At 67.5% G+C, this 21,114-nt stretch carries 16 protein-coding genes and 1 pseudogene; 16 read left to right on the top strand and 1 reads right to left on the bottom strand.

From position 1 onward, the window contains the following. Position 1: 1 nt before the first annotated feature. From rsmH to lpxC, 14 genes and pseudogenes are all read left to right on the top strand, one after another. Positions 2-970, top strand: coding sequence for a 16S rRNA (cytosine(1402)-N(4))-methyltransferase RsmH (gene rsmH / locus VG561_RS14050; RefSeq protein WP_014645936.1), 969 nt, complete (start codon positions 2-4; stop codon positions 968-970). Further along, entirely contained in the window at positions 967-1,230 is a 264-nt protein-coding gene (gene ftsL, locus VG561_RS14045; RefSeq protein ID WP_005415286.1) for a cell division protein FtsL, read from the top strand. Before rsmH ends, ftsL begins: the two co-directional genes overlap by 4 nt. After that, the gene (locus tag VG561_RS14040) at positions 1,227-3,071 is read left to right on the top strand and encodes a peptidoglycan D,D-transpeptidase FtsI family protein (protein WP_014645937.1); all 1,845 of its coding nucleotides are present in this window, start codon (positions 1,227-1,229) and stop codon (positions 3,069-3,071) included. The genes ftsL and VG561_RS14040 overlap by 4 nt, the downstream gene beginning before the upstream one ends. Further along, positions 3,068-4,576: a UDP-N-acetylmuramoyl-L-alanyl-D-glutamate--2,6-diaminopimelate ligase gene (locus tag VG561_RS14035; protein ID WP_423179702.1), complete on the top strand. Its 1,509-nt coding sequence runs from the start codon at positions 3,068-3,070 to the stop codon at positions 4,574-4,576. The genes VG561_RS14040 and VG561_RS14035 overlap by 4 nt, the downstream gene beginning before the upstream one ends. After that, positions 4,573-5,967, top strand: a complete 1,395-nt coding sequence (locus tag VG561_RS14030) for a UDP-N-acetylmuramoyl-tripeptide--D-alanyl-D-alanine ligase (protein WP_423179701.1) — start codon at positions 4,573-4,575, stop codon at positions 5,965-5,967. The genes VG561_RS14035 and VG561_RS14030 overlap by 4 nt, the downstream gene beginning before the upstream one ends. Then, positions 5,957-7,042, top strand: coding sequence for a phospho-N-acetylmuramoyl-pentapeptide-transferase (gene mraY, locus VG561_RS14025; protein ID WP_423179700.1), 1,086 nt, complete (start codon positions 5,957-5,959; stop codon positions 7,040-7,042). The genes VG561_RS14030 and mraY overlap by 11 nt, the downstream gene beginning before the upstream one ends. 1 nt (position 7,043) lies before the next feature. Next, positions 7,044-8,369, top strand: a complete 1,326-nt coding sequence (gene ftsW, locus VG561_RS14020; protein WP_014645940.1) for a putative lipid II flippase FtsW — start codon at positions 7,044-7,046, stop codon at positions 8,367-8,369. Next, positions 8,366-9,454 carry an undecaprenyldiphospho-muramoylpentapeptide beta-N-acetylglucosaminyltransferase gene (murG, locus tag VG561_RS14015; protein ID WP_049406067.1) on the top strand — a complete coding sequence of 363 codons (1,089 nt, stop codon included), beginning with the start codon at positions 8,366-8,368 and terminating at the stop codon, positions 9,452-9,454. The genes ftsW and murG overlap by 4 nt, the downstream gene beginning before the upstream one ends. A 40-nt stretch (positions 9,455-9,494) precedes the next feature. Next, on the top strand, positions 9,495-10,931 hold the full coding sequence (gene murC / locus VG561_RS14010) for a UDP-N-acetylmuramate--L-alanine ligase (RefSeq protein WP_014645942.1): 1,437 nt from the start codon (positions 9,495-9,497) through the stop codon (positions 10,929-10,931). Next, entirely contained in the window at positions 10,928-11,890 is a 963-nt protein-coding gene (locus VG561_RS14005) for a D-alanine--D-alanine ligase (RefSeq protein ID WP_014645943.1), read from the top strand. The genes murC and VG561_RS14005 overlap by 4 nt, the downstream gene beginning before the upstream one ends. Beyond that, positions 11,887-12,564: pseudogene (locus VG561_RS14000) on the top strand (cell division protein FtsQ/DivIB); the annotation flags it as partial. The gene VG561_RS14005 and the pseudogene VG561_RS14000, both read left to right, overlap by 4 nt. A 68-nt stretch (positions 12,565-12,632) precedes the next feature. Beyond that, positions 12,633-13,868 (top strand): cell division protein FtsA, encoded by a 1,236-nt coding sequence (ftsA, locus tag VG561_RS13995; protein ID WP_005408083.1) that lies wholly within the window; start codon positions 12,633-12,635, stop codon positions 13,866-13,868. A 170-nt stretch (positions 13,869-14,038) separates the two neighbouring features. Continuing rightward, positions 14,039-15,274 carry a cell division protein FtsZ gene (gene ftsZ / locus VG561_RS13990; RefSeq protein ID WP_005415297.1) on the top strand — a complete coding sequence of 412 codons (1,236 nt, stop codon included), beginning with the start codon at positions 14,039-14,041 and terminating at the stop codon, positions 15,272-15,274. 205 nt (positions 15,275-15,479) lie between these two features. Then, a complete protein-coding gene (lpxC, locus tag VG561_RS13985; RefSeq protein ID WP_049440195.1) occupies positions 15,480-16,391 on the top strand; it encodes a UDP-3-O-acyl-N-acetylglucosamine deacetylase in 912 nt (303 codons plus the stop codon). A gap of 281 nt (positions 16,392-16,672) precedes the next feature. On the opposite strand, the gene VG561_RS13980 is transcribed toward lpxC, so the two are convergent. Continuing rightward, the gene (locus VG561_RS13980; protein ID WP_032956682.1) at positions 16,673-17,122 is read right to left on the bottom strand and encodes a DUF721 domain-containing protein; all 450 of its coding nucleotides are present in this window, start codon (positions 17,120-17,122) and stop codon (positions 16,673-16,675) included. 12 nt (positions 17,123-17,134) lie between these two features. On the opposite strand from VG561_RS13980, the gene VG561_RS13975 reads away from it, so the two are divergent. Both VG561_RS13975 and secA read left to right on the top strand, forming a co-directional pair. Further along, a complete protein-coding gene (locus VG561_RS13975; protein ID WP_014645946.1) occupies positions 17,135-18,091 on the top strand; it encodes a M23 family metallopeptidase in 957 nt (318 codons plus the stop codon). A 287-nt stretch (positions 18,092-18,378) separates the two neighbouring features. After that, positions 18,379-21,111, top strand: coding sequence for a preprotein translocase subunit SecA (gene secA / locus VG561_RS13970; protein WP_014645947.1), 2,733 nt, complete (start codon positions 18,379-18,381; stop codon positions 21,109-21,111). Positions 21,112-21,114: the final 3 nt, after the last annotated feature.

Below are 21,114 nucleotides of genomic sequence, written 5' to 3'. Positions count from 1 at the left end.
GATGCGCCCAGAAGCGCAGGCCGGTCACCTTCCGGTGTCGCAGTCGCCGGCGGTGCACCTGCCGGTCCTGTACACCCAGGTCCTTGAAGGCCTGAGGGTGATCGAAAACGGACGTTATCTGGATGGCACGTTCGGTCGTGGCGGTCATGCACGTGGCGTGCTCACCCAGCTCGGTCCCGAGGGGCGCCTGCTGGTCATGGACAAGGATCCGGAAGCCATCGCCGTTGCCGAGCGCGATTTCGCGCCGGACCCGCGCGTGTCCATTTTCCGGGGCAGCTTCGCCCAGCTGCTGCAGTGGGACGCGACGGCCGAAGGCCTGGACGGCGTGCTGTTCGACCTCGGCGTGTCGTCGCCGCAGCTGGACGTGGCCGAACGTGGCTTCAGCTTCGGCAAGGACGGCCCGCTGGACATGCGCATGGATCCGGACAGCGGTGAAAGCGCCGCGCAGTGGATCAACCGCGTCGAAGAGCGCGAGATCGCTGATGTGCTGTGGACCTACGGCGAAGAGCGCCAGAGCCGGCGCATCGCCCGCGCCATCGTGGCCCGCCGCGAGAAGCAGCCGTTCTCCCGCACCGCCGAACTGGCCGAGCTGATCGCCTCGGTGATGCCGCGTGGGAAGGACAAGATTCACCCGGCCACGCGCAGCTTCCAGGCCATCCGCATCCACATCAACCGCGAGCTGGCCGATCTGGAAGCCGGGCTCGATGCGGCGGTGGAACGGCTCAAGCCCGGTGGCCGCCTGGCGGTGATCAGCTTCCACTCGCTGGAAGACCGCATCGTCAAGCAGTACATGAACCGCCTGGCCAAGGCGCCGCCGGCCAACCGCCGGCTGCCCGAGGCGGTTGCGTTCGTGCCGACGCTGGACCTGATCGGCGGCGCCATCAAGGCCACCGACGAAGAGCTGGCCGCCAACCCGCGTGCCCGCAGCGCCGTGCTGCGCGTGGCACAGAAGCGGGGGGGCGATGCATGAGCCGGCTGCTGCTGATCATCCTGCTGGCCTGCACCGTCGCCTCGGCGATCGGCGTGGTGTTCGTGCGCCACCGCCACCGGCAGACCTTCATCGAGCTGTCGCGTGCCGAGCGCAAGCGCGATGACATCAACCTTGAGTTCGGCCGCCTGCAGCTGGAACAGGCCACCCTGGCCGAAGCCAACCGCGTGGACCGCATTGCCCGCGAGAAGCTGGGCATGAAGTTCCCCGAGGCCGCTGACATCGTGGTGGTGCGCCCATGAGCAAGACCGGCCGCAACCGCCCGCGCAACGCCTTCAACCTGCGCCAGCGCCTGCGCTGGGTCGCGCTGGCGCTTGGCCTGTGCTCGGTGTCGCTGGTGGGTCGCGCGGCCTACGTGCAGATCATCAACAGCGATTTCTACCAGCGCCAGGGCGAGGCCCGCTACCTGCGCGAGCTGCCGATCAAGACCTCGCGCGGCATGATCACCGACCGCAACGGCGAGCCGCTGGCGGTGTCCACCCCGGTCGCCTCGATCTGGGTCAACCCGCAGGACCTGCTGCGTTCGCCCGAGCGCATCCCGGAGCTGGCCCAGGCGGTCGGCATGTCGGTGGATGAGCTGAGCAGCCGCCTGTCGCAGAAGTCGGACAAGGAATTCATGTACCTGCGCCGCCGGATCAATCCGGACGAGGCAGAGAAGGTGGTCGCGCTGAAGATTCCGGGCGTGGCCGCGCAGCGCGAGTTCCGCCGCTTCTACCCGCAGGGCGAAGCGATGGCGCACGTGCTGGGCTTCACCAACATCGACGACCGCGGCCAGGAAGGCCTGGAACTGGCGTTCGACGAATGGCTGCGCGGCAAGGCCGGTGCCAAGCGGGTGATCCGCAACCGCAAGGGCGAGACCGTCGAAAGCGATCTGCTGCGCGCCGCCGAGCCGGGCAAGGACCTGACCCTCAGCATCGACCGCCGCATCCAGTACCTGGCCTTCAAGGAACTGCGCAACGCGCTGGTGGCCAACAAGGCGGCCGGTGGTTCGATGGTGATCATGGACGTGACCACCGGCGAGATCCTGGCCATGGTCAACCTGCCGACCTACAACCCGAACTCGCTGACCGGTGCGATCCCCGATACGCGCCGCAACCGCGCGGTGACCGACCTGGTCGAGCCGGGTTCGACGATGAAGCCGCTGACCATCGCCACCGCGCTGCAGGCCGGTGCGGTGACCAAGGACACCATCATCGACACCAACCCGGGCTACATGACCCTGGGCCGCTTCACCATCCGCGACGTGCCGCGCAACAACGGTGTGCTCAACGTGACCGGCGTGATCACCCGCAGTTCGAACGTGGGTGCGGCCAAGGTTGCGGCGAAGATGCCGGACCAGACCTTCTACGACGGCGTGCGCCGCTTCGGCTATGGCTCGGCGCCGCACAGCGGTTTCCCGGGCGAATCGGCCGGCGTGGTGATGCGTCCGGCACGCTGGTCGGGTACCACCAAGACCACCATGTCCTATGGCTACGGCCTGTCGGTCACGCCGCTGCAGATTGCCACCGCGTACTCGGCGCTGGCCAACGGCGGGCGCCTGATCGCGCCGACCTTCGTCAAGGGCCAGCGCAATGAAGGCCAGCAGATCATCGACGAGAACGTCGCCCGGCAGGTGGTGGCGATGATGGAAACGGTAGTCACCCAGGGCGGCGCCAAGCAGGCGGCGGTGCTGGGTTACCGCGTGGCCGGCAAGACCGGCACCGCGCGCAAGGCCGGCCCGGGCGGTTATGAGCGCGGCCATTACAACGCGCTGTTCGCCGGCGTGGTGCCGGCCACCAACCCGCGTTTCGCCACCGTCATCGTCATCAACGACCCGCAGGCCGGCAAGTTCTACGGCGGCCTGGTGTCGGCGCCGGTCTACCACAACGTGATGGAAGGCACCCTGCGCCTAATGGACGTGCCGCTGGACGACCTGCAGTCGTGGCTGGCCGCACAGCAGTCGGGCAAGGTCGGCCATTCGGCGTCGATTCTGCCTGCGCCGCCGGCCGAGACCGCGCTGCCGGTCGATGCCGCCGCTGAATTCGACGCTGCGCTGCCAAGCGCGCAAGCCCAGACGCCGCCCGCTACGGGAGGCACGCAATGAGTCCTTCGATGTTGCTTTCGCAGTTGCTTCCGGACGTGGCCCTGGCGGGTCATGATCCCGTTCTGACCGGCCTGGTGCTGGACAGCCGTGCCGTGCGCCCCGGTAACGCCTTCGTCGCCATCGCCGGTTTCGGCGCGCATGGCCTGGGCTTTGTCGAGCAGGCGCGCGCTGCCGGTGCCAGTGCCATCCTGTTCGAACCGCCGGCACCGGCCGATCTGCCGGCCCCGGCTGATGCGATCGCCGTGCCGGGCCTGCGCGCGCGCATGGGCGCGATGGCCGACCAGTTCCATGGCGCGCCATCGCGGGCGATGGCGATGGTCGGCGTGACCGGCACCAACGGCAAGACCTCCACCGTGCAGCTGCTGGCCCAGGCCTGGCATCTGCTCGGAACGCCCAGTGGCAGTATCGGCACGCTGGGCGCCGGACTTTATGGTGCGGTCGAGCCGACCGGCTTCACCACGCCGCTGGTGCTGCAGATGCATGCGTTGCTGGCCCAGCTGCGCGACGCCGGTGCGCGCGCGGTGGCGATGGAAGTCAGCTCGCATGCGCTGGACCAGGGCCGCGTGGACGCCGTGCACTACGACGTGGCGGTGTTCACCAACCTCACCCGCGACCATCTGGACTACCACGGTGACATGGCCAGCTACGGCGCGGCCAAGGCGCGGCTGTTCCATCGCCCGGGCCTGAAGGCGGCGGTGATCAATCTGGACGATGCCTTCGGCCGGCAGCTGTTCGCGGGCCTGCCGGCCGGCGTGCAGGCGATCGGGCTGAGCTCGCGTGGTGCCACCGACGCCAGCGTGCGCGCCGAGGCACTGCAGCTGGACGGTCGTGGCATCGCCTTCGAGCTGGTCATCGACGGCCAGTGCGCGACGGTGCAGTCGCCGCTGCTGGGCCGCTTCAACGTGGACAACCTGCTGGCCGTGGCCGGTACCCTGCGCGCGCAGGGCCAGCCGCTGCCGCGTATTGCCGAGGTGCTGTCGGCGCTGCAGCCGATCCGTGGCCGCATGAACCGCCTGGGCGGTGAAGACGGCCTGCCGACGGTGGTGGTCGACTACGCGCACACCCCGGATGCGCTGGAACAGGCGCTGGACAGCCTCCACGGGCACCTGCAGGGCACGCTGTTCTGCGTGTTCGGCTGCGGCGGCGAGCGCGACACCGGCAAGCGCCCGCAGATGGCGGCGATTGCCGAGCGCCTGGCCAACCAGGTCATCGTCACCGACGACAACCCGCGCGGCGAAGATGGCGATGTGATCGTGGCTGACATCCTGGCCGGCTTCCAGAACGCCGATGCCGTGACCGTGCAGCGCAGCCGCGCGCGTGCGATCGGCCTGGCGGTGAAGCGTGCCGGTGCCGGCGACATCATCCTGATCGCCGGCAAGGGCCACGAGCCGTACCAGGAAGTGAATGGCGTGCGCCATGACTTCGACGACACCGAAGTGGCCGCCGCTGCACTGGCGGCCAAGGCCGGTGTGCTCAGCGCGCAGGCCGGGGAGGGCGCCGCATGAAGCGCACCCTGCTTTCGCTGATCGCACACTGGGCCGGCGGCGAGATCCACGGCGACGACGTGGCCATCGATGCGGTCAGCAATGACACCCGCAATCTCGGTCCGGGCAGTCTGTATGTGGCGCTGCGCGGCGAGCGTTTCGACGGCCATGACTTCGCGGCCGACGCGCAGGCGCGCGGTGCCAGTGCGCTGCTGGTCGAGCGCCTGCTGCCGGTCGAACTGCCGCAGGTGCTGGTGGCCGACAGCGAACTGGCGCTGGCGAAGATCGCCACCGGCATGCAGCGTGACCGTGGCACCGAGGTGTTCGCGATCACCGGCAGCAATGGCAAGACCAGCGTGAAGAGCCTGCTGCTGTCGATCCTGCAGCAAGTGGCCCAGCACGCGCACAAGGTGGTCTACGCCAACCCGGGCAACCGCAACAACGAGATCGGCCTGCCGCTGGCGGTGATCGATGCGCCGGAAGATGCCGACTACGCCGTCTACGAGATGGGCGCCGGCAAGCCGGGCGACATCGCCTACCTGACCGACATCGCCCGCCCGCGTTATGCGCTGGTCAACAACATCGCCCCGGCGCACCTGGAACGTATGGGCAGCCTGCTCGGCGTGGCGGAGACCAAGGGCGCGATCTACGCCGCGCTGCCGGCCGATGGCGTGGCGGTGATCAACGCCGACGATGCCTATGGGCGCTGGTTCGAACAGCATTTCATCAGCACCCCGGCGCGTTGCCGCGTGCTGCGCTATGGCCTGGAACACTCGGCGGACGTGACCGCGCGCGATATCCGCGCCGGTGCGCAGGGCAGCCAGTTCACTCTGGTCGCACCGGCCGGCGAAGCCCGCGTGGTGCTGGGCCTGCCGGGTCGCCACAACGTCAGCAATGCGCTGGCCGCCGCCAGCCTGGCGCTGGCCGCCGGTGTCGATCTGGCGCTGATTGCCGCCGGCCTGGCCGAAGCGCAGCCGGTGCCGGGTCGCCAGATCGCCCATCAGCTGCGCAATGGCGCGGTGCTGGTGGATGACAGCTACAACGCCAACCCCGGGTCGCTGGCCGCGGCCATCGATGCCCTGGCTGCGGCGCCGGAAGAGGGCTGGCTGGTGCTGGGCGACATGCGCGAGCTGGGCCCGGACGCGGAAGCGCTGCATGCGCAGGCCGGCCTCCGCGCACGTGCTGCCGGCCTGAAGCGCCTGTATGCACTGGGCCCGCTCAGCGCCGCGGCCGCCTCCGCCTTCGGCGAAGGCGGCCGCCATTTCGCCACCCACGACGCGCTGTCGCAGGCGCTGAAGGACGAGCTGCACGCCGGCGTGCGCTGCCTGGTCAAGGGTTCCCGTGGCAGCGCCATGGACACGATTGTCAAAGCGCTGCTGGCGCAAGGAGAGGAATCCCCGCATGTTGTATGAACTGGCTCGATGGTTGCAGCAGTTGGAGAGCCTGTTCGGGCTGTTCAACTACCAGACGTTCCGCGCCATCCTTGCCGCGCTGACGGCCCTGTTCCTGTCGCTGTGGCTGGGCCCGGCGATGATCCGCAAGCTTGCCCAGTTCAAGGGCGGCCAGCCGATCCGCAAGGACGGTCCGCAGACCCATTTCTCCAAGGCCGGCACGCCGACCATGGGCGGTTCGCTGATCCTGCTCACCATCACCCTGTCGGTGCTGATGTGGGCCGACCTGCGCAACCGCTACGTGTGGCTGGTGCTGGCGGTGATGCTGTGCTTCGGCGCCATCGGCTGGTATGACGACTGGATCAAGATCGTCCGCCGTGACCCGAACGGCCTGAAGTCGCGCTGGAAGTACCTGCTGCAGTCGATCTTCGGCCTGGCTGCGGGCCTGTTCCTGTTCTACACGGCCGACGTGCCGGCGGCGCTGACCTTCTACATCCCGATGTTCAAGTCGGTCGCGCTGCCGCTGGCCGGCATCGGCTTCGTGGCCATCGCCTACTTCTGGATCGTCGGTTTCTCCAACGCGGTGAACCTGACCGACGGCCTGGACGGCCTGGCGATCATGCCCACCGTGCTGGTGGCCTGCGCGCTGGGCGTGTTCGCCTACGCCTCGGGCAACGTGGTGTTCGCCAACTACCTGCAGATCCCGCAGATCCCGGGCGCCGGCGAGCTGGTCATCATCTGTGCGGCCATCGCCGGCGCGGGCCTGGGCTTCCTCTGGTTCAACACCTACCCGGCCATGGTCTTCATGGGCGACATCGGCGCACTGGCACTGGGTGCGGTGCTGGGCACGATCGCGGTGATCACCCGCCAGGAGCTGGTGCTGGTGGTCATGGGCGGCGTGTTCGTCATCGAAACGCTGTCGGTGATGATCCAGGTCGCCTCGTTCAAGCTGACCGGCAAGCGCGTGTTCCGCATGGCGCCGATCCACCACCATTTCGAACTGAAGGGCTGGCCGGAGCCGCGCGTGATCGTGCGTTTCTGGATCATCTCCGTCGTGCTCGTGCTGATCGGCCTGGCCACGTTGAAGGTGCGCTGAGATGAACGACCTGTCCCGCCAGGCAACACGCCTTGAAGCCATCGAAGGCAGCTACGACAAGTGGCTGCTGGGCGCGATCATCGCGCTCACCGGTGTCGGCGTGGTGATGGTGGCCTCCAGCTCGATCGCGCTGATGAGCAGCCCGTTCTATTACCTCAACCGCCACCTGATCTTCCTGGCGGTGGGTATCGTGCTGGCGGTCATTGCCGCCCGCACCGAGCTGAAGTCGATCGAGCAGTACAACCAGATGCTGCTGCTGGGCTGCTTCGTACTGCTGCTGGCGGTGTTCGCACCGGGACTGGGCAGCACGGTCAACGGTGCGCGCCGCTGGATCAACCTGGGCATTTCCAAGTTCCAGACGGTCGAAGCGGTGAAAGTGCTCTACATCGTCTGGCTGTCGAGCTACCTGGTGCGTTTCCGCGACGAGGTCAATGCGACCTGGCCGGCAATGCTCAAGCCGCTGGGCGTGGCCGGTGCGCTGGTGGTGCTGCTGCTGCTGCAGCCGGACTTCGGTTCCTCGACCCTGCTGCTGGCGATCACCGCCGGCATGTTGGTGCTGGGCGGGGTGAACATGCCGCGCATGTCGATGCCGGTGATCATCGGCCTGGTCGGCATGAGCGCGCTGGCGATCATCGAGCCGTACCGCATGCGCCGCATCACCTCCTTCCTGGACCCGTGGGCCGACCAGCAGGGCGACGGCTACCAGCTGTCCAACGCGCTGATGGCGGTGGGCCGTGGTGAATGGACCGGCGTCGGCCTGGGCAACTCCGTGCAGAAGCTGTACTACCTGCCTGAAGCGCACACCGACTTCATCTTCTCGGTCACCGCCGAGGAATTCGGTTTCCTGGGTACCTGCGTGATCGTGGCGCTGTATGCGCTGCTGGTCGGCCGCACCTTCTGGCTGGGCATGCGCTGCGTGGAAATGAAGCGCCACTTCTCTGGCTACATCGCCTTCGGCATCGGCCTGTGGATCAGCATGCAGACCTTCGTCTCGATCGGCGTGAACCTGGGCATCCTGCCGACCAAGGGCCTGACCCTGCCGCTGATCTCCTCCGGCGGTTCGTCGGTGCTGATGACCTGCGTGGCGATGGGCCTGCTGCTGCGCGTGTCGTATGAACTCAAGCGCGCCGAGCGCCGCCAGGCCGTGCGCATCGGTGGCGCCGAAGACGCCGCGGCCGAACCGATGGACAAGCCCGCCGCAGCGGTGGACGCCAGCGTGCCGATGCGTGCCGAGCCGGTCGCACCCGCGTCCGCTGCAGCGAGCGCCGCACGTGGCACCAGCCGCCTGCAGTCGCGCATCGAACCGACCTTCGGGAGGCTGTCATGAGTGCAGCCACCGAGAGTGGGCGCCCGGTGATGATCCTGGCCGGAGGCACCGGCGGTCACATCTTTCCCGGCCTGGCCGTGGCCCGCGTGCTGCGCCAGCGCGGCGTGCCGGTGACCTGGATGGGCGCCGACGGTGCGATGGAAACCCGCCTGGTGCCGCAGCACGACATCGCCATCGATACGCTGGCCATCACTGGCCTGCGCGGCAAGGGCAAGCTGGCCCTGCTGGCGGCGCCGTGGCGGCTGATGCGCGCGCTGCGCGCGGCCGGGCTCATCATCCGCCAGCGCCAGCCGCGCGCGGTGGTCGCCTTCGGTGGCTTTGCCTCCGGCCCCGGTGGCATGGCCACGCGCCTGCATGGCCTGCCGCTGATCGTGCATGAGCAGAACCGTGCGCCGGGCCTGACCAACCGCATCCTGTCGCGTTATGCGCGTCGCCTGCTGACCGGTTTCCCGGGCACCTTCGCCAAGGGCGAGGAGTTCGTCGGTAACCCGGTGCGCGCGGAAATCGCTGCCATCGCGCCGCCGGAACAGCGCTTCGCCGACCGGCAGGGCCCGCTGCGGGTGCTGGTGGTGGGCGGCAGCCAGGGCGCGCGTGCCCTCAATACCGGCGTGCCGCAGGCGATTGCCGCGCTGGGCGCCGGCCTGCCGGTGCAGGTGCGCCACCAGAGCGGCGAGAAGATGCATGCCGAAGCGGTGGAGGCTTACGCCAAGGCCGGTGTGCAGGCGGAAATCACGCCGTTCATCGCCGACATGGCCGAAGCCTTTGCCTGGGCTGACCTGGTTGTCTGCCGCGCCGGCGCGTCCACGCTGGCCGAGCTGTGCGCGGTCGGTGTCGGCAGCGTGCTGGTGCCATTCCCCGCTGCCGTCGACGATCACCAGACCCGCAACGCGGAGTACCTGGTCGAGCGCGGCGCGGCGGTGTTGCTGAAGCAGGACGGAACGCTGGCCGACGGCATTGCCGCACTGCTGCGCGATCTGTCCGAAAATCCCGCCCGCCGCATGCAGATGGCGCAAGCCGCGCGTGCCCTGGCCAAGGTCGATGCCGCCGAGCGCATCGCCGATATCATTCTCGAGGAAGCTGTATGAAGAAGGCATGCCACCGCGCCTGCCCTGCGCGAGGCCGCGCATGATCCGCCGCCTGCACGACACCAACGACCTGGTGCGCGCGTTCCCGCGCGTGCATTTCGTCGGCATCGGCGGCACCGGCATGAGCGGTATCGCCGAAGTGATGCTGACGCTGGGCTATGAAGTGTCCGGCTCGGACAACGCCGACAACGTGGCGACCCGCCGCCTGGCCAGCCTGGGGGCGCGCATCATGCGCGGCCACTCCGCGGCCAACGTGCTGGGCACCGACTGCGTGGTGGTCTCCAGTGCCATCCGCGAGGACAACCCGGAACTGATGGAAGCACGCAGCCAGCGCATTCCGATCATGCCGCGTGCGGCGATGCTGGCCGAGCTGATGCGCTTCCGCCGCGGCATCGCCGTGGCCGGTACCCATGGCAAGACCACCACCACCAGCCTGACCGCTGCGGTGCTGAGCGAAGGTGGCCTGGACCCGACGTTCGTGATCGGTGGCCAGCTGCTGGCCGCCGGTGCCAACGCCAAGCTGGGTGGCGGGCAGTGGCTGGTGGCCGAGGCCGATGAAAGCGATGGCAGCTTCCTGCGCCTGAACCCGCTGATGTCGATCATCACGAACATCGATGCCGACCACCTGGAAAACTACGGCAACGATTTCGCCCGCGTGCAGGCGGCGTTTGCCGAGTTCCTGCAGCGCCTGCCGTTCTACGGCCTGGCGGTACTGTGCATCGATGATCCGGAAGTCGCCGCGCTGGCCGCCAGGACCCCGCGCCACGTGATGAGCTACGGCATGAGCCCGCAGGCCGACGTGCGCGCCGAGAACGTGGTGCAGGAAGGGTCGCGCATGCGCTTCACCCTGCGCCTGCCGCAGGGCACCAGCCAGGAAGTGGTGCTGGCGCTGCCGGGCAGGCACAACGTGCTCAACGCGCTGGCCGCCGCTGCGGTGGGCTGGCAGCTGGGCGTGGCCCCGGACGCGATCGCACGCGCGCTGGAGGGCTTCGCCGGTGTCGGCCGTCGCTTCAACGATCTGGGCGAGGTGACCACCGCCAGTGGCGCCAAAGTCCGCATCATCGACGACTATGGCCATCACCCGAGCGAGCTGGAGGCAGTGTTCGCCGCCGCTCGTGGTGGCTGGGCCGACAAGCGCCTGGTGGTGGCCTTCCAGCCGCACCGCTACAGCCGTACCCGCGACCAGTTCGACAAGTTCGCCGCCGTGCTGTCGAGCGTTGATGCGCTGGTGCTGAGCGAGGTCTACCCGGCCGGTGAAGAACCGATTGCCGGCGCCGACTCGCACGCGCTGGCCCGTGCCATCCGCGCGCGTGGCCGCAGTGAGCCGGTGGTGGTGGGCAAGGCCGCCGAGCTGGCCAGCGTGCTGCCGGACGTGCTGCAGGACGGTGACCTGCTGCTGATGATGGGCGCCGGCGACATCGGTGCCGTGGCCACCCATATCGCGGTGGAAGGTTTCAAGGGGGAGGGCCAGGCGTGAGCACGCTGACCTTCCCGCCGCTGCGCGTGACCGACCCGGCCGAGTTCGGCCGCGTCGCCGTGCTGCTGGGCGGCAGTTCCAGCGAACGCGAGGTGTCGCTGGATTCGGGCCGCAACGTGCTCGAAGCCCTGCAGTCGCGTGGCGTCGATGCGTTCGCGGTGGACGGCATTCCGGCGCTCGCCAGCGCGCTCGCCGCCGGTGGCATCGATCGCGTCTTCAACATCCTGCACGGCCACAACGGTGGCGGTGAGGACGGCATCGTGCAGGGCCTGATGGACGCCTTCGGCGTGCCGTACACCGGCTCGAACGTCCTGGGTTCGGCGCTGAGCATGGACAAGATCCGCACCAAGCAGGTGTGGCTGTCGCTGGGCCTGCCGACCCCGCAGTACCGCAAGGTCACTGCCGAGGACGTGCACGCCAATGCCGCCGAACTCGGCCTGCCGGTGGTGGTGAAGCCGGCCAACGAAGGCTCCAGCGTGGGCATCAGCCGGGTCACCGATGACGCCGGGCTGGATGAAGCGGTGGCCCTGGCTGCGCGCTACGACGGCCAGCTGCTGATGGAGCAGATGGTGGTCGGCGACGAATTGACCGTGGCCATCCTTGGCGACGTCGCACTGCCGTCGATCCGCATCGTGCCCAAGGGCCAGTGGTACGACTACAACGCCAAGTACATCGCCGAGGACACCCAGTACCTGTGTCCGGGCCTGGACGGTGGCGACGAAGAGGACATCCGGCGCATCGCGCTGGCCGCGTTCCGTGCCGCCGGGTGCCGTGGCTGGGGCCGCGTGGACGTGATGCGCGATCGCGACAGCGGCCGTTTCTTCCTGCTGGAAGTGAACACCGCGCCGGGCATGACCAGCCATTCGCTGGTGCCCAAGGCGGCCCGCCAGGCCGGCATCGGTTTCGAGGAACTGGTGTGGCGCGTGCTGGAACAGACCCTGGAGGCCTCGCACGCATGAATGCGGTGCTGCGCATCTTCGTCTGGCTGTTGGCGCTGTCGGTGGTTGCACTGCCGGTGGTGGCCGTAGTCAATGGCTGGGTCGGCGCCGAGCGCTGGCCGCTGGCGAAGCTACGCGTGCATGGTGAGTTCAAGCGGGTGCCGGCCGAACAGCTGCAGCAGGTGCTGCTGCCGTATGCGCGCGCCGGTTTCTTCGCGGTCAAGCTGCAGGACGCGCAGGACGCCCTGGAAAAGCTGCCGTGGGTGGAAAGCGCGCAGGTCCGCAAGCAGTGGCCGGACGTGCTGGAAGTGACCCTGGTCGAGCACAAGCCGTTCGCCCGCTGGGGTACCGACCGCCTGGTGTCCGAGCAGGGCAAGCTGTTCCCCACGCCGAAGAAGCTGTCCGACCTGGCGCTGCCGGAGCTGGATGGCCCGGACAGCCAGACCGCGGAAGTGATGAAGCTGTACAGCGACTCGCGTGCATTGTTCGCACCGGCCGGCGTCGATGTGCGCCGGGTGACGATGGACGCACGCGGCAGCTGGTCGCTGGTGCTGAGTAACGGCACCGAAGTGGTGGTCGGCCGCGACGACGCGCGCTCGCGCATGCAGCGCTTCGTCAAGGTGCTGCCGCAGCTCAACCGTCAGGACGCGCCGATCGAGCGCGCCGACCTCCGTTACACCAATGGTTTCACGCTGAGCTGGGGTACCCCGGCCACGCCGGCGAAAACGCCGGCGACCCCGGCCAGAAGCACGCAGGAAAGGACATGAATCGCAAGGGTGACAAATCGCTGATCGTTGGCCTGGACATCGGCACCTCCAAGGTGGTGGCGCTGGTGGGCGAGTATTCGCCGGGCAACCCGATCGAAGTGATCGGCATCGGCTCGCACGAATCGCGCGGGCTGAAGCGCGGCGTGGTGGTGGACATCGAATCGACCGTGCAGTCGATCCAGCGCGCGGTGGAAGAAGCCGAGCTGATGGCCGGCTGCGAGATCCGTTCGGTGTACGCCTCGATTTCCGGCAACCACGTGCAGTGCAAGAACTCGCCGGGCATCGTGCCGATCCGCGACGGTGAAGTGACCTGGGGCGACCTGGATCGCGTGCTCGACGCGGCCAAGGCGGTGGCGATCCCGGCCGACCAGAAGATCCTCCACGCGATCCCGCGCGAGTACGTGCTGGACGATTCGCAGGAAGGCATCCGCAACCCGGTCGGCATGACCGGCGTGCGCCTGGAAGTGCATGCGCACCTGGTGGTGTGCGCGCAGTCGGCGGCGGCCAACATCAGCAAGTGCGTGCAGCGCTGCGGCCTGCAGGTGGACGACCTGGTGCTGTCCTCGCTGGCCTCCAGCGTGGCGGTGCTGACCGCCGACGAGCGCGAGCTGGGCGTGGTGCTGGTCGACATGGGCGCCGGCACCACCGACATCGCGGTGTTCGTGCAGGGTGCGATCTGCCACACCGCCTCGCTGCCGATCGCCGGCGACCACGTGACCAACGACATCGCGCACATGCTGCGCACGCCGACCCCGGAAGCCGAGCAGATCAAGGTGCGCTATGCCTGCGCCCTGGCCCAGCTGGCCACGGCCGAGGAGAGCATCCAGGTGCCGTCGGTGGGCGACCGCCCGCCGCGCCGCATGCCGCGCCATTCGCTGGCGCAGGCCGTGCAGGGCCGCTACGAGGAAATCTTCGAGATGGTGCAGGCCGAACTGCGCCGCTCCGGCTTCGAGGAGCTGGTGCGCGCCGGCATGGTGCTGACCGGTGGCGCGTCGAAGATGGAAGGCGTGGTCGAACTGGCCGAGGAAATGCTGCAGATGCCGGTGCGCGTGGGTATCCCGCAGCACGTCACCGGCCTGGGCGAAGTGGTCGGCAACCCGGTACACGCCACCGGCGTGGGCCTGCTGCTGATGGGCAGCCAGATCGAGCACCCGCGGCGGCCGTCGCTGCCCACCGGGCGCGCCGGAAGCATGTTCAAGAAACTCAAGACCTGGTTCCGCGGCGAGTTCTGACGCGGAACCCGTAAACCCGGGCCTCGCCCGGGCGCAACACCCGCAGTACCCGCATCACAACGCAATACCGGCTACACACAACCCACACAGCCGCAACGTCGGCATGCAGCAGGACGGCAGGACGCCCGAATGCCCATGCCAGCCAAAGCGGATACAACGAGGACACGGACATGGCGCATTTTGAACTGATCGAAAAGATGGCACCCAATGCGGTGATCAAGGTGGTTGGCGTGGGCGGCGGCGGCGGCAATGCCGTGGCGCACATGGTCAACTCGGCGGTGGATGGCGTGGAATTCATCACTGCCAACACCGACTCGCAGGCCATCAAGAATTGTGGTGCCAAGCTGCAGCTGCAGCTGGGTACCAACGTGACCAAGGGCCTGGGCGCAGGCGCGAACCCGGAAGTCGGCCGCCAGGCCGCGCTGGAAGACCGTGAGCGCATCATGGACGCGCTGCAGGGCGCCGACATGGTGTTCATCACCGCCGGCATGGGCGGCGGCACCGGTACCGGCGCTGCGCCGGTGGTGGCACAGCTGGCCAAGGAAATGGGCATCCTGACCGTGGCCGTGGTCACCAAGCCGTTCCCGTTCGAAGGCCGTCGCCGCATGCAGGTGGCGCTGAAGGGCATCGAGGAACTGAGCCAGCACTGCGACTCGCTGATCACCATCCCGAACGAGAAGCTGATCACCGTGCTGGGTCGCAACGCGACCATGATCCAGGCCTTCCGCGCTGCCAACGACGTGCTGCAGGGCGCCGTGCAGGGCATCGCCGACCTGATCGTGCGTCCGGGCCTGATCAACGTCGACTTCGCCGACGTGCGCACCGTCATGTCCGAAATGGGCCTGGCGATGATGGGTACCGGCACCGCCCGTGGCGATGACCGCGCCCAGGCCGCTGCCGAATCGGCGATCCAGAACCCGCTGCTGGACGATGTGAACCTGGCTGGTGCCAACGGCATCCTGGTCAACATCACCGCCGGCGCCGATTTCACCATGGCCGAGTTCGACGAGATCGGCCGCACCATCGATGGCTTCGCTTCCGAAGATGCCACCGTGGTGGTCGGCACCGTGCTCGATCCGGACATGCAGGACGAAGTGCGCGTGACCGTGGTGGCCACCGGCCTGAACCGCGTCTCGGCCAGCAAGACCCAGCGTCCGGGCGAGCGTGCGCCGATCAAGCTGGTCCGCAACGCCACCACCGGCCAGCCGGAGTTCGGCGAGTTCGACAACGGCGGCGATGCCGTCTCCAAGGCGGTGGGTGGCATGGGCCTGGGCCTGCGTCGCGCCAGCAGCGATACCGCAGCGGCCTCCGCCCCTTCGGCCCCGGCCGCTTCGGCCCCGGCGGCGGCGGAACTGCCGAACGATTACCTGGACATCCCGGCGTTCCTGCGCCGCCAGGCGGACTAAGCGGGGCGGCCCGGGGTTGTCCTCCCCGGGTTGCGCCACCATGTCCTGAAAACGCGGGCGCCGGGCCAGGATGGGCCCGGCCGCCCTGCTTCACGCGCTTTCCAGCGGCGTGCCGGTGGATTCTGCCGGTGGCTGCAACTGGCGTTTCAGCCGGGGTAGGGGAGTGCGCGTGTTAATCTAATGTGTCACTTCCGGTCCATCCCCCATGATCCAGCAACGCACCCTCAAGAACACGATCCGCGCCACCGGCGTTGGCCTGCACAGTGGTGACAAGGTCTACATGACCCTGCGCCCGGCACCGGTCAACCATGGCATCGTGTTCCGCCGCGTGGACCTGGACCCGGTGGTGGAGGTGCCGGCCAAGGCCGAACTGGTCACCGAAGTGACCCTGTGCACCGGCCTGACCTGCAACGACGCAAAGATCCAGACCGTCGAACACCTGATGTCGGCGCTGGCCGGCCTGGGTGTGGACAACATCATCGTCGAACTGTCCTCGGCCGAGCTGCCGATCATGGACGGTTCGGCCGGCCCGTTCGTGTTCCTGCTGCAGTCGGCGGGCATCATCGAACAGGATGCGCCCAAGCGCTTCATCCGCGTGCTCAAGACCGTGGAGGTGACCGAGGGCGACAAGGTGGCCCGTTTCACCCCGTACGAGGGCTACAAGCTGGGCTTCACCATCCAGTTCGACCACCCGATGATCCCGGCCAAGCAGTCGCGGCAGGAAATCGAGTTCTCGACGCTGGCCTACACCAAGGAAATCTCCCGCGCGCGCACCTTCGGTTTCATGCGCGACCTGGAATACATGCGCGAGCGCAACCTGGGCCTGGGCGGTTCGATGGACAACGCCATCGTGCTGGACGAGTTCCGCGTGCTCAACGAAGACGGCCTGCGCTACGCCGACGAGTTCGTGCGCCACAAGATCCTTGACGCCATTGGCGACCTCTACCTGGCCGGTGGCCAGGTGCTGGGCGCCTACGAGGGCTTCAAGTCCGGCCACGCGCTCAACAACAAGCTGGTGCGGGCCCTGATGGCCGACGCCAGCGCCTGGGAATGGGTCAGCTTCGACTCGCCGACCACCCCGGATCCGGTGGAATATGCCACCCCGGCCTACGCCTGATTCCGTAGATCGTTGAATTTCAAGATAAAAACGCCGCCTTCCAGGGCGGCGTCGTTGTTTCCGGCGCTTGCGACGCATTCAGCGTGCTTGAAAGGCGTCAAGGCCGGTTCAAGGTCACGGTTTTGTGAACCTGTTGGATCGGAAGCCTGAATTTAACGGAGTTTTAACTTCAATCTAACGACAGGCCTCCGGATGGCCGCTAGGATGCGACCCGGCCCCCGAAATGTTTCACGCCGTGGTGACACGCGCGACGGGGAGCGGAGCCGGATGCTCCGTTGCCATCAGGATCGCTTCTTCGGCTTCGAGGGAACGTCCTGCAGGCAAGCCAAGGCGTCGCGTAGCCCTTTGTGCGTGGCGGCTGAAACTGCGTGGGGGCCATTCCGGTTGTCGATCGCTGGGGAGCGTGAGGGAGTGGTGGACGCAGTCTTGATGGTCACCCTGGTGGCCTTCAGCCCGATGGAACGGGCCGCGTCGAGCAACTGGGCTTCGGCAAGCCGCAACTTGGCATGCCAGACCGGGGACTCGACGAGAAAAACGAGGTGTTCCCCGTCCACATTGGCCAGCCGGCAGCGGCTGCGCAGAGGTGGCGGCAACTGGGGGCGCAACTGCCGGTCCAGCGCGTCGAGCCACAAGGCCCGACGCAGCGGGTTCCCGCTTTTGTCCGCCATTACCGCATCCAGCGCCGGTTTCGGCACTGACGCGGGGCGAACGCTGGATTTCGGCTCAGACATGAAAACTCACTGATGGCATTCAAAAAGATCGTAATCAAAACGCGTGAAGGACAGGCCAAGGCGTCGCCGATCACGCGTTTGCGGTTCTATTTCGAGGACCGCCCCCGCGCCCTGCTGGGCAGCGTGCTCGGGGTAGGCTGCATTATCGGCCTTGCCGGCGGCATTGGCGCCAGTGCGCTGAATGATTCGCGCCTGCAGGCCAAGGTCGAGCGCCAGGATGCGGAGCTGGCCAAGGTCAAGCGCGATGCGCAGACCCAGGTCAACGCGCTGGCCGCCCGCCTCGGCGAGCTGCAGGCGCAGGCCACCCGCCTGAACGCCCTCGGCGAACGGCTGACCCAGATGGGCAAGCTGGAAGATGGCGAGTTCGACTTCAACGAGACCCCCGGCCTCGGTGACGGCGACGCCGGCGGCCCGACCAGCGACATCCCGGTCAAGGACGTCAACGCCGACTTACAGGTGCTGGAGCAGCGCTTCGCTGCTTCAGGCCGCCAGTTGTCGGTGATGGAATCGCTGATGTTCGACCACCAGCTGCAGCAGAACGCCGTGCCGTCGCGCATGCCGATCCGCAACAGCTACGTGACCTCCGGCTTCGGCACCCGTGCCGACCCGTTCGGCCGCGGCGCCGCCACCCACAAGGGCATGGACTTCCACGCCAAGGTCGGTGACCCGGTGATGGCCGTGGCCGAAGGCGTGGTCAGCTTCGCTGGTGTGAAGGGCGGCTATGGCAACGTCGTCGATGTCGACCACGGTAACGGCTATGTCACCCGCTACGCGCACAATTCGCGCCTGGTGGTGAAGGCCGGTGACCTGGTCCGCGCCGGCCAGGAAGTGGCGAAGGCCGGTTCCACCGGCCGTTCGACCGGTGCCCACGTGCACTTCGAGGTGTGGGAGAACGGCAACGTGGTCAACCCGCGCAAGTTCCTCGGCGACGGCGGCAACACGCCGGTCGGCCGCGTCAGCCGCGGCTGATGCCCGGGTCGGATTCCTTCCGCGCCGCGGAAGGGCTCTGACCCGATTCGGTTGAGGGCTGGGGTCAGAGCCCTTTCGCCATGGCGAAAGGGGTCCGACCCCGCATCCGTGTTTCTTTGCCGAATCCGGGGCGATTGCGACCGGATTGGCGCTTGAAACCTCAGCCGCCCGTCCCAAGCTACAATGGGTGTTGCCATCGACAGGGCGCCAGGCGCCCTGTTTCGTTTGCGGCGGACGGATCCCAAGGGGGAGGCCGGGCGTCGTGTCCATCCAACCCGGTTCCTTCAATGATCAACAGCCTGCTTACCCGCGTATTTGGCAGTCGTAACGAACGACAGCTGCGCCAGCTCAACCGCATCGTCGCCAAGATCAATGCGCTGGAGCCGGAGATCGAGAAGCTTTCCGACGAGCAGCTTCAGGCCAAGACGCCGGAGTTCAAGCAGCGCATCGCCGGCGGTGAAGCCCTGGACAAGGTGCTGCCGGAAGCGTTCGCGGTCTGCCGCGAAGCCGGCCGCCGCGTGCTGGGCATGCGCCACTACGACGTGCAGCTGATCGGCGGCATGGTGCTTCACCTGGGCAAGATCGCAGAAATGCGCACCGGTGAAGGCAAGACCCTCGTGGCGACCCTGCCGGTGTACCTCAACGCGCTGGAAGGCAAGGGCGTGCACGTGGTCACCGTGAACGACTACCTGGCCCGCCGCGACGCCGCGCAGATGGGCAAGCTGTACAACTGGCTGGGCCTGAGCGTGGGCGTGGTGTACCCGGGCATGCCGCACAGCGACAAGCGCGAAGCCTATGCGGCCGACATCACCTACGGCACCAACAACGAATTCGGCTTCGACTACCTGCGCGACAACATGGCGCTGTCCAAGGCCGACCGTTACCAGCGCGGCCTGCACTACGCCATCGTCGACGAAGTCGACTCCATCCTGATCGACGAAGCGCGTACCCCGCTGATCATCTCCGGTCCGGCCGATGATTCCCCGGAGCTGTACATCCGCGTCAACCGCGTCGTGCCGCACCTGGTCAAGCAGGAAGCGGAAGACGGCGAGGGCGATTTCTGGGTCGACGAGAAGGGCAAGCAGGTGCACCTGTCCGAAGCGGGCATGGAGCACGCCGAGCAGCTGCTGGTTGAAGCCGGCATCCTCGACGGCGAGACCGAAGGCCTGTACGCGGCGCAGAACCTGACCGTGGTCCACCACCTCAACGCCGCCCTGCGCGCGCACGCGATCTACCAGCGTGACGTGGACTACATCGTGCGCGACGGCGAAGTGGTCATCGTCGATGAGTTCACCGGTCGTACCCTGGCCGGCCGCCGCTGGTCCGACGGCCTGCACCAGGCGGTGGAAGCGAAGGAAGGCGTGCCGGTCCAGCGCGAAAACCAGACGCTGGCCAGCATCACCTTCCAGAACCTGTTCCGCATGTACAAGAAGCTGTCCGGCATGACCGGTACGGCCGACACTGAAGCGTTCGAATTCCAGAGCATCTACGGCCTGGAAGTGGTGGTGATCCCGACCAACCGCCCGACCATCCGCAAGGACAGTCCGGACCAGGTGTTCCTCAACCGCAAGGGCAAGTTCAATGCGGTGCTGGCCGACATCGAAGAGTGCGCCAAGCGCGGCCAGCCGGTGCTGGTGGGTACCACCTCGATCGAAACCTCGGAAATGCTGTCCGAGCACCTGAGCAAGGCCGGCGTGAAGCACGAAGTGCTCAACGCCAAGCAGCATGACCGCGAAGCGACCATCGTCGCCAACGCTGGCCGCCCGGGCGCAGTGACCATCGCCACCAACATGGCCGGCCGCGGTACCGACATCGTGCTGGGCGGTTCGCTGGAAGCCGAGATCCACGCCCTGGGCGAGGACGCGACCGACGAGCAGAAGGCAGCGGTCAAGGCCGAATGGCAGAAGCGCCACGAGGCAGTGAAGGCGGCGGGCGGCCTGCACATCGTCGGCACCGAGCGCCACGAATCGCGTCGTATCGACAACCAGCTGCGCGGCCGTTCGGGCCGCCAGGGTGACCCGGGTTCGTCCCGCTTCTACCTGTCGCTGGAAGACAACCTGATGCGCATCTTCGCCTCCGACTGGGTGCAGAAGGCCATGCGCATGATGGGCATGAAGGAAGACGACGTCATCGAGGACCGCCTGGTCAGCCGCCAGATCGAAAAGGCGCAGCGCAAGGTCGAGGCCCACAACTTCGACATCCGCAAGAACCTGCTGGACTTCGACGACGTCAACAACGACCAGCGCAAGGTGATCTACGCCCAGCGCGACGAGCTGCTGGATGCCGAGTCTGTGAAGGCGAATGTCGATGGCATCCGCGACGACGTGATCTTCGACATCGTGGCGCGCTTCGTGCCGCCGAACTCGATCGACGAGCAGTGGGACCTGCGCGGCCTGGAAGCGACCCTGGAGTCGGACTTCGGCCTGCAGATGTCGCTGACCGACCTGGTCAAGGAACACGAAGAGCTGGACGCCGAGGCCATCGCCACCAAGGTCCAGGAGCGCGTCAACCAGCACTTCGCCGAGAAGGAAGCCGGCCTGGGCGAAGAAACCATGCGCGCGCTGGAGAAGCACGTGATGCTGACCGTGCTGGACCAGAGCTGGAAGGAGCACCTGGCGCGCATGGATTACCTGCGCCAGGGCATCTACCTGCGTGGTTACGCGCAGAAGCAGCCGAAGCAGGAATACAAGAAGGAAGCCTTCGAGCTGTTCTCGGACATGCTGGAGAACGTCAAGCGCGAAGTGGTGACCCTGCTGGCCCGCGTGCGCATCCGCAGCGACGAGGAAGTGCAGGCGCTGGAAGCGGCCGAGCGCCAGCAGGCGCAGGCGCGCCTGAGCCAGTCGCAGTTCCAGCACCAGGATGCCGGCGGTTACAGCGCCGACGAGGAAGCCGCGCAGGTCGAAGCCGCCCAGCAGGGCGTGGCCACGCTGCAGCGCGACGAGCCGAAGATCGGCCGCAATGATCCGTGCCCGTGCGGCAGTGGCAAGAAGTACAAGCACTGCCACGGCCAGCTGAGCTGACCC

Source organism: Stenotrophomonas sp. CASM110 (genome assembly GCF_049384345.1).
Lineage (GTDB): Bacteria > Pseudomonadota > Gammaproteobacteria > Xanthomonadales > Xanthomonadaceae > Stenotrophomonas > Stenotrophomonas muris.
Note: the sequence above shows the minus strand (reverse complement) of the source record. Positions and strands in the feature narration are given on the sequence as shown.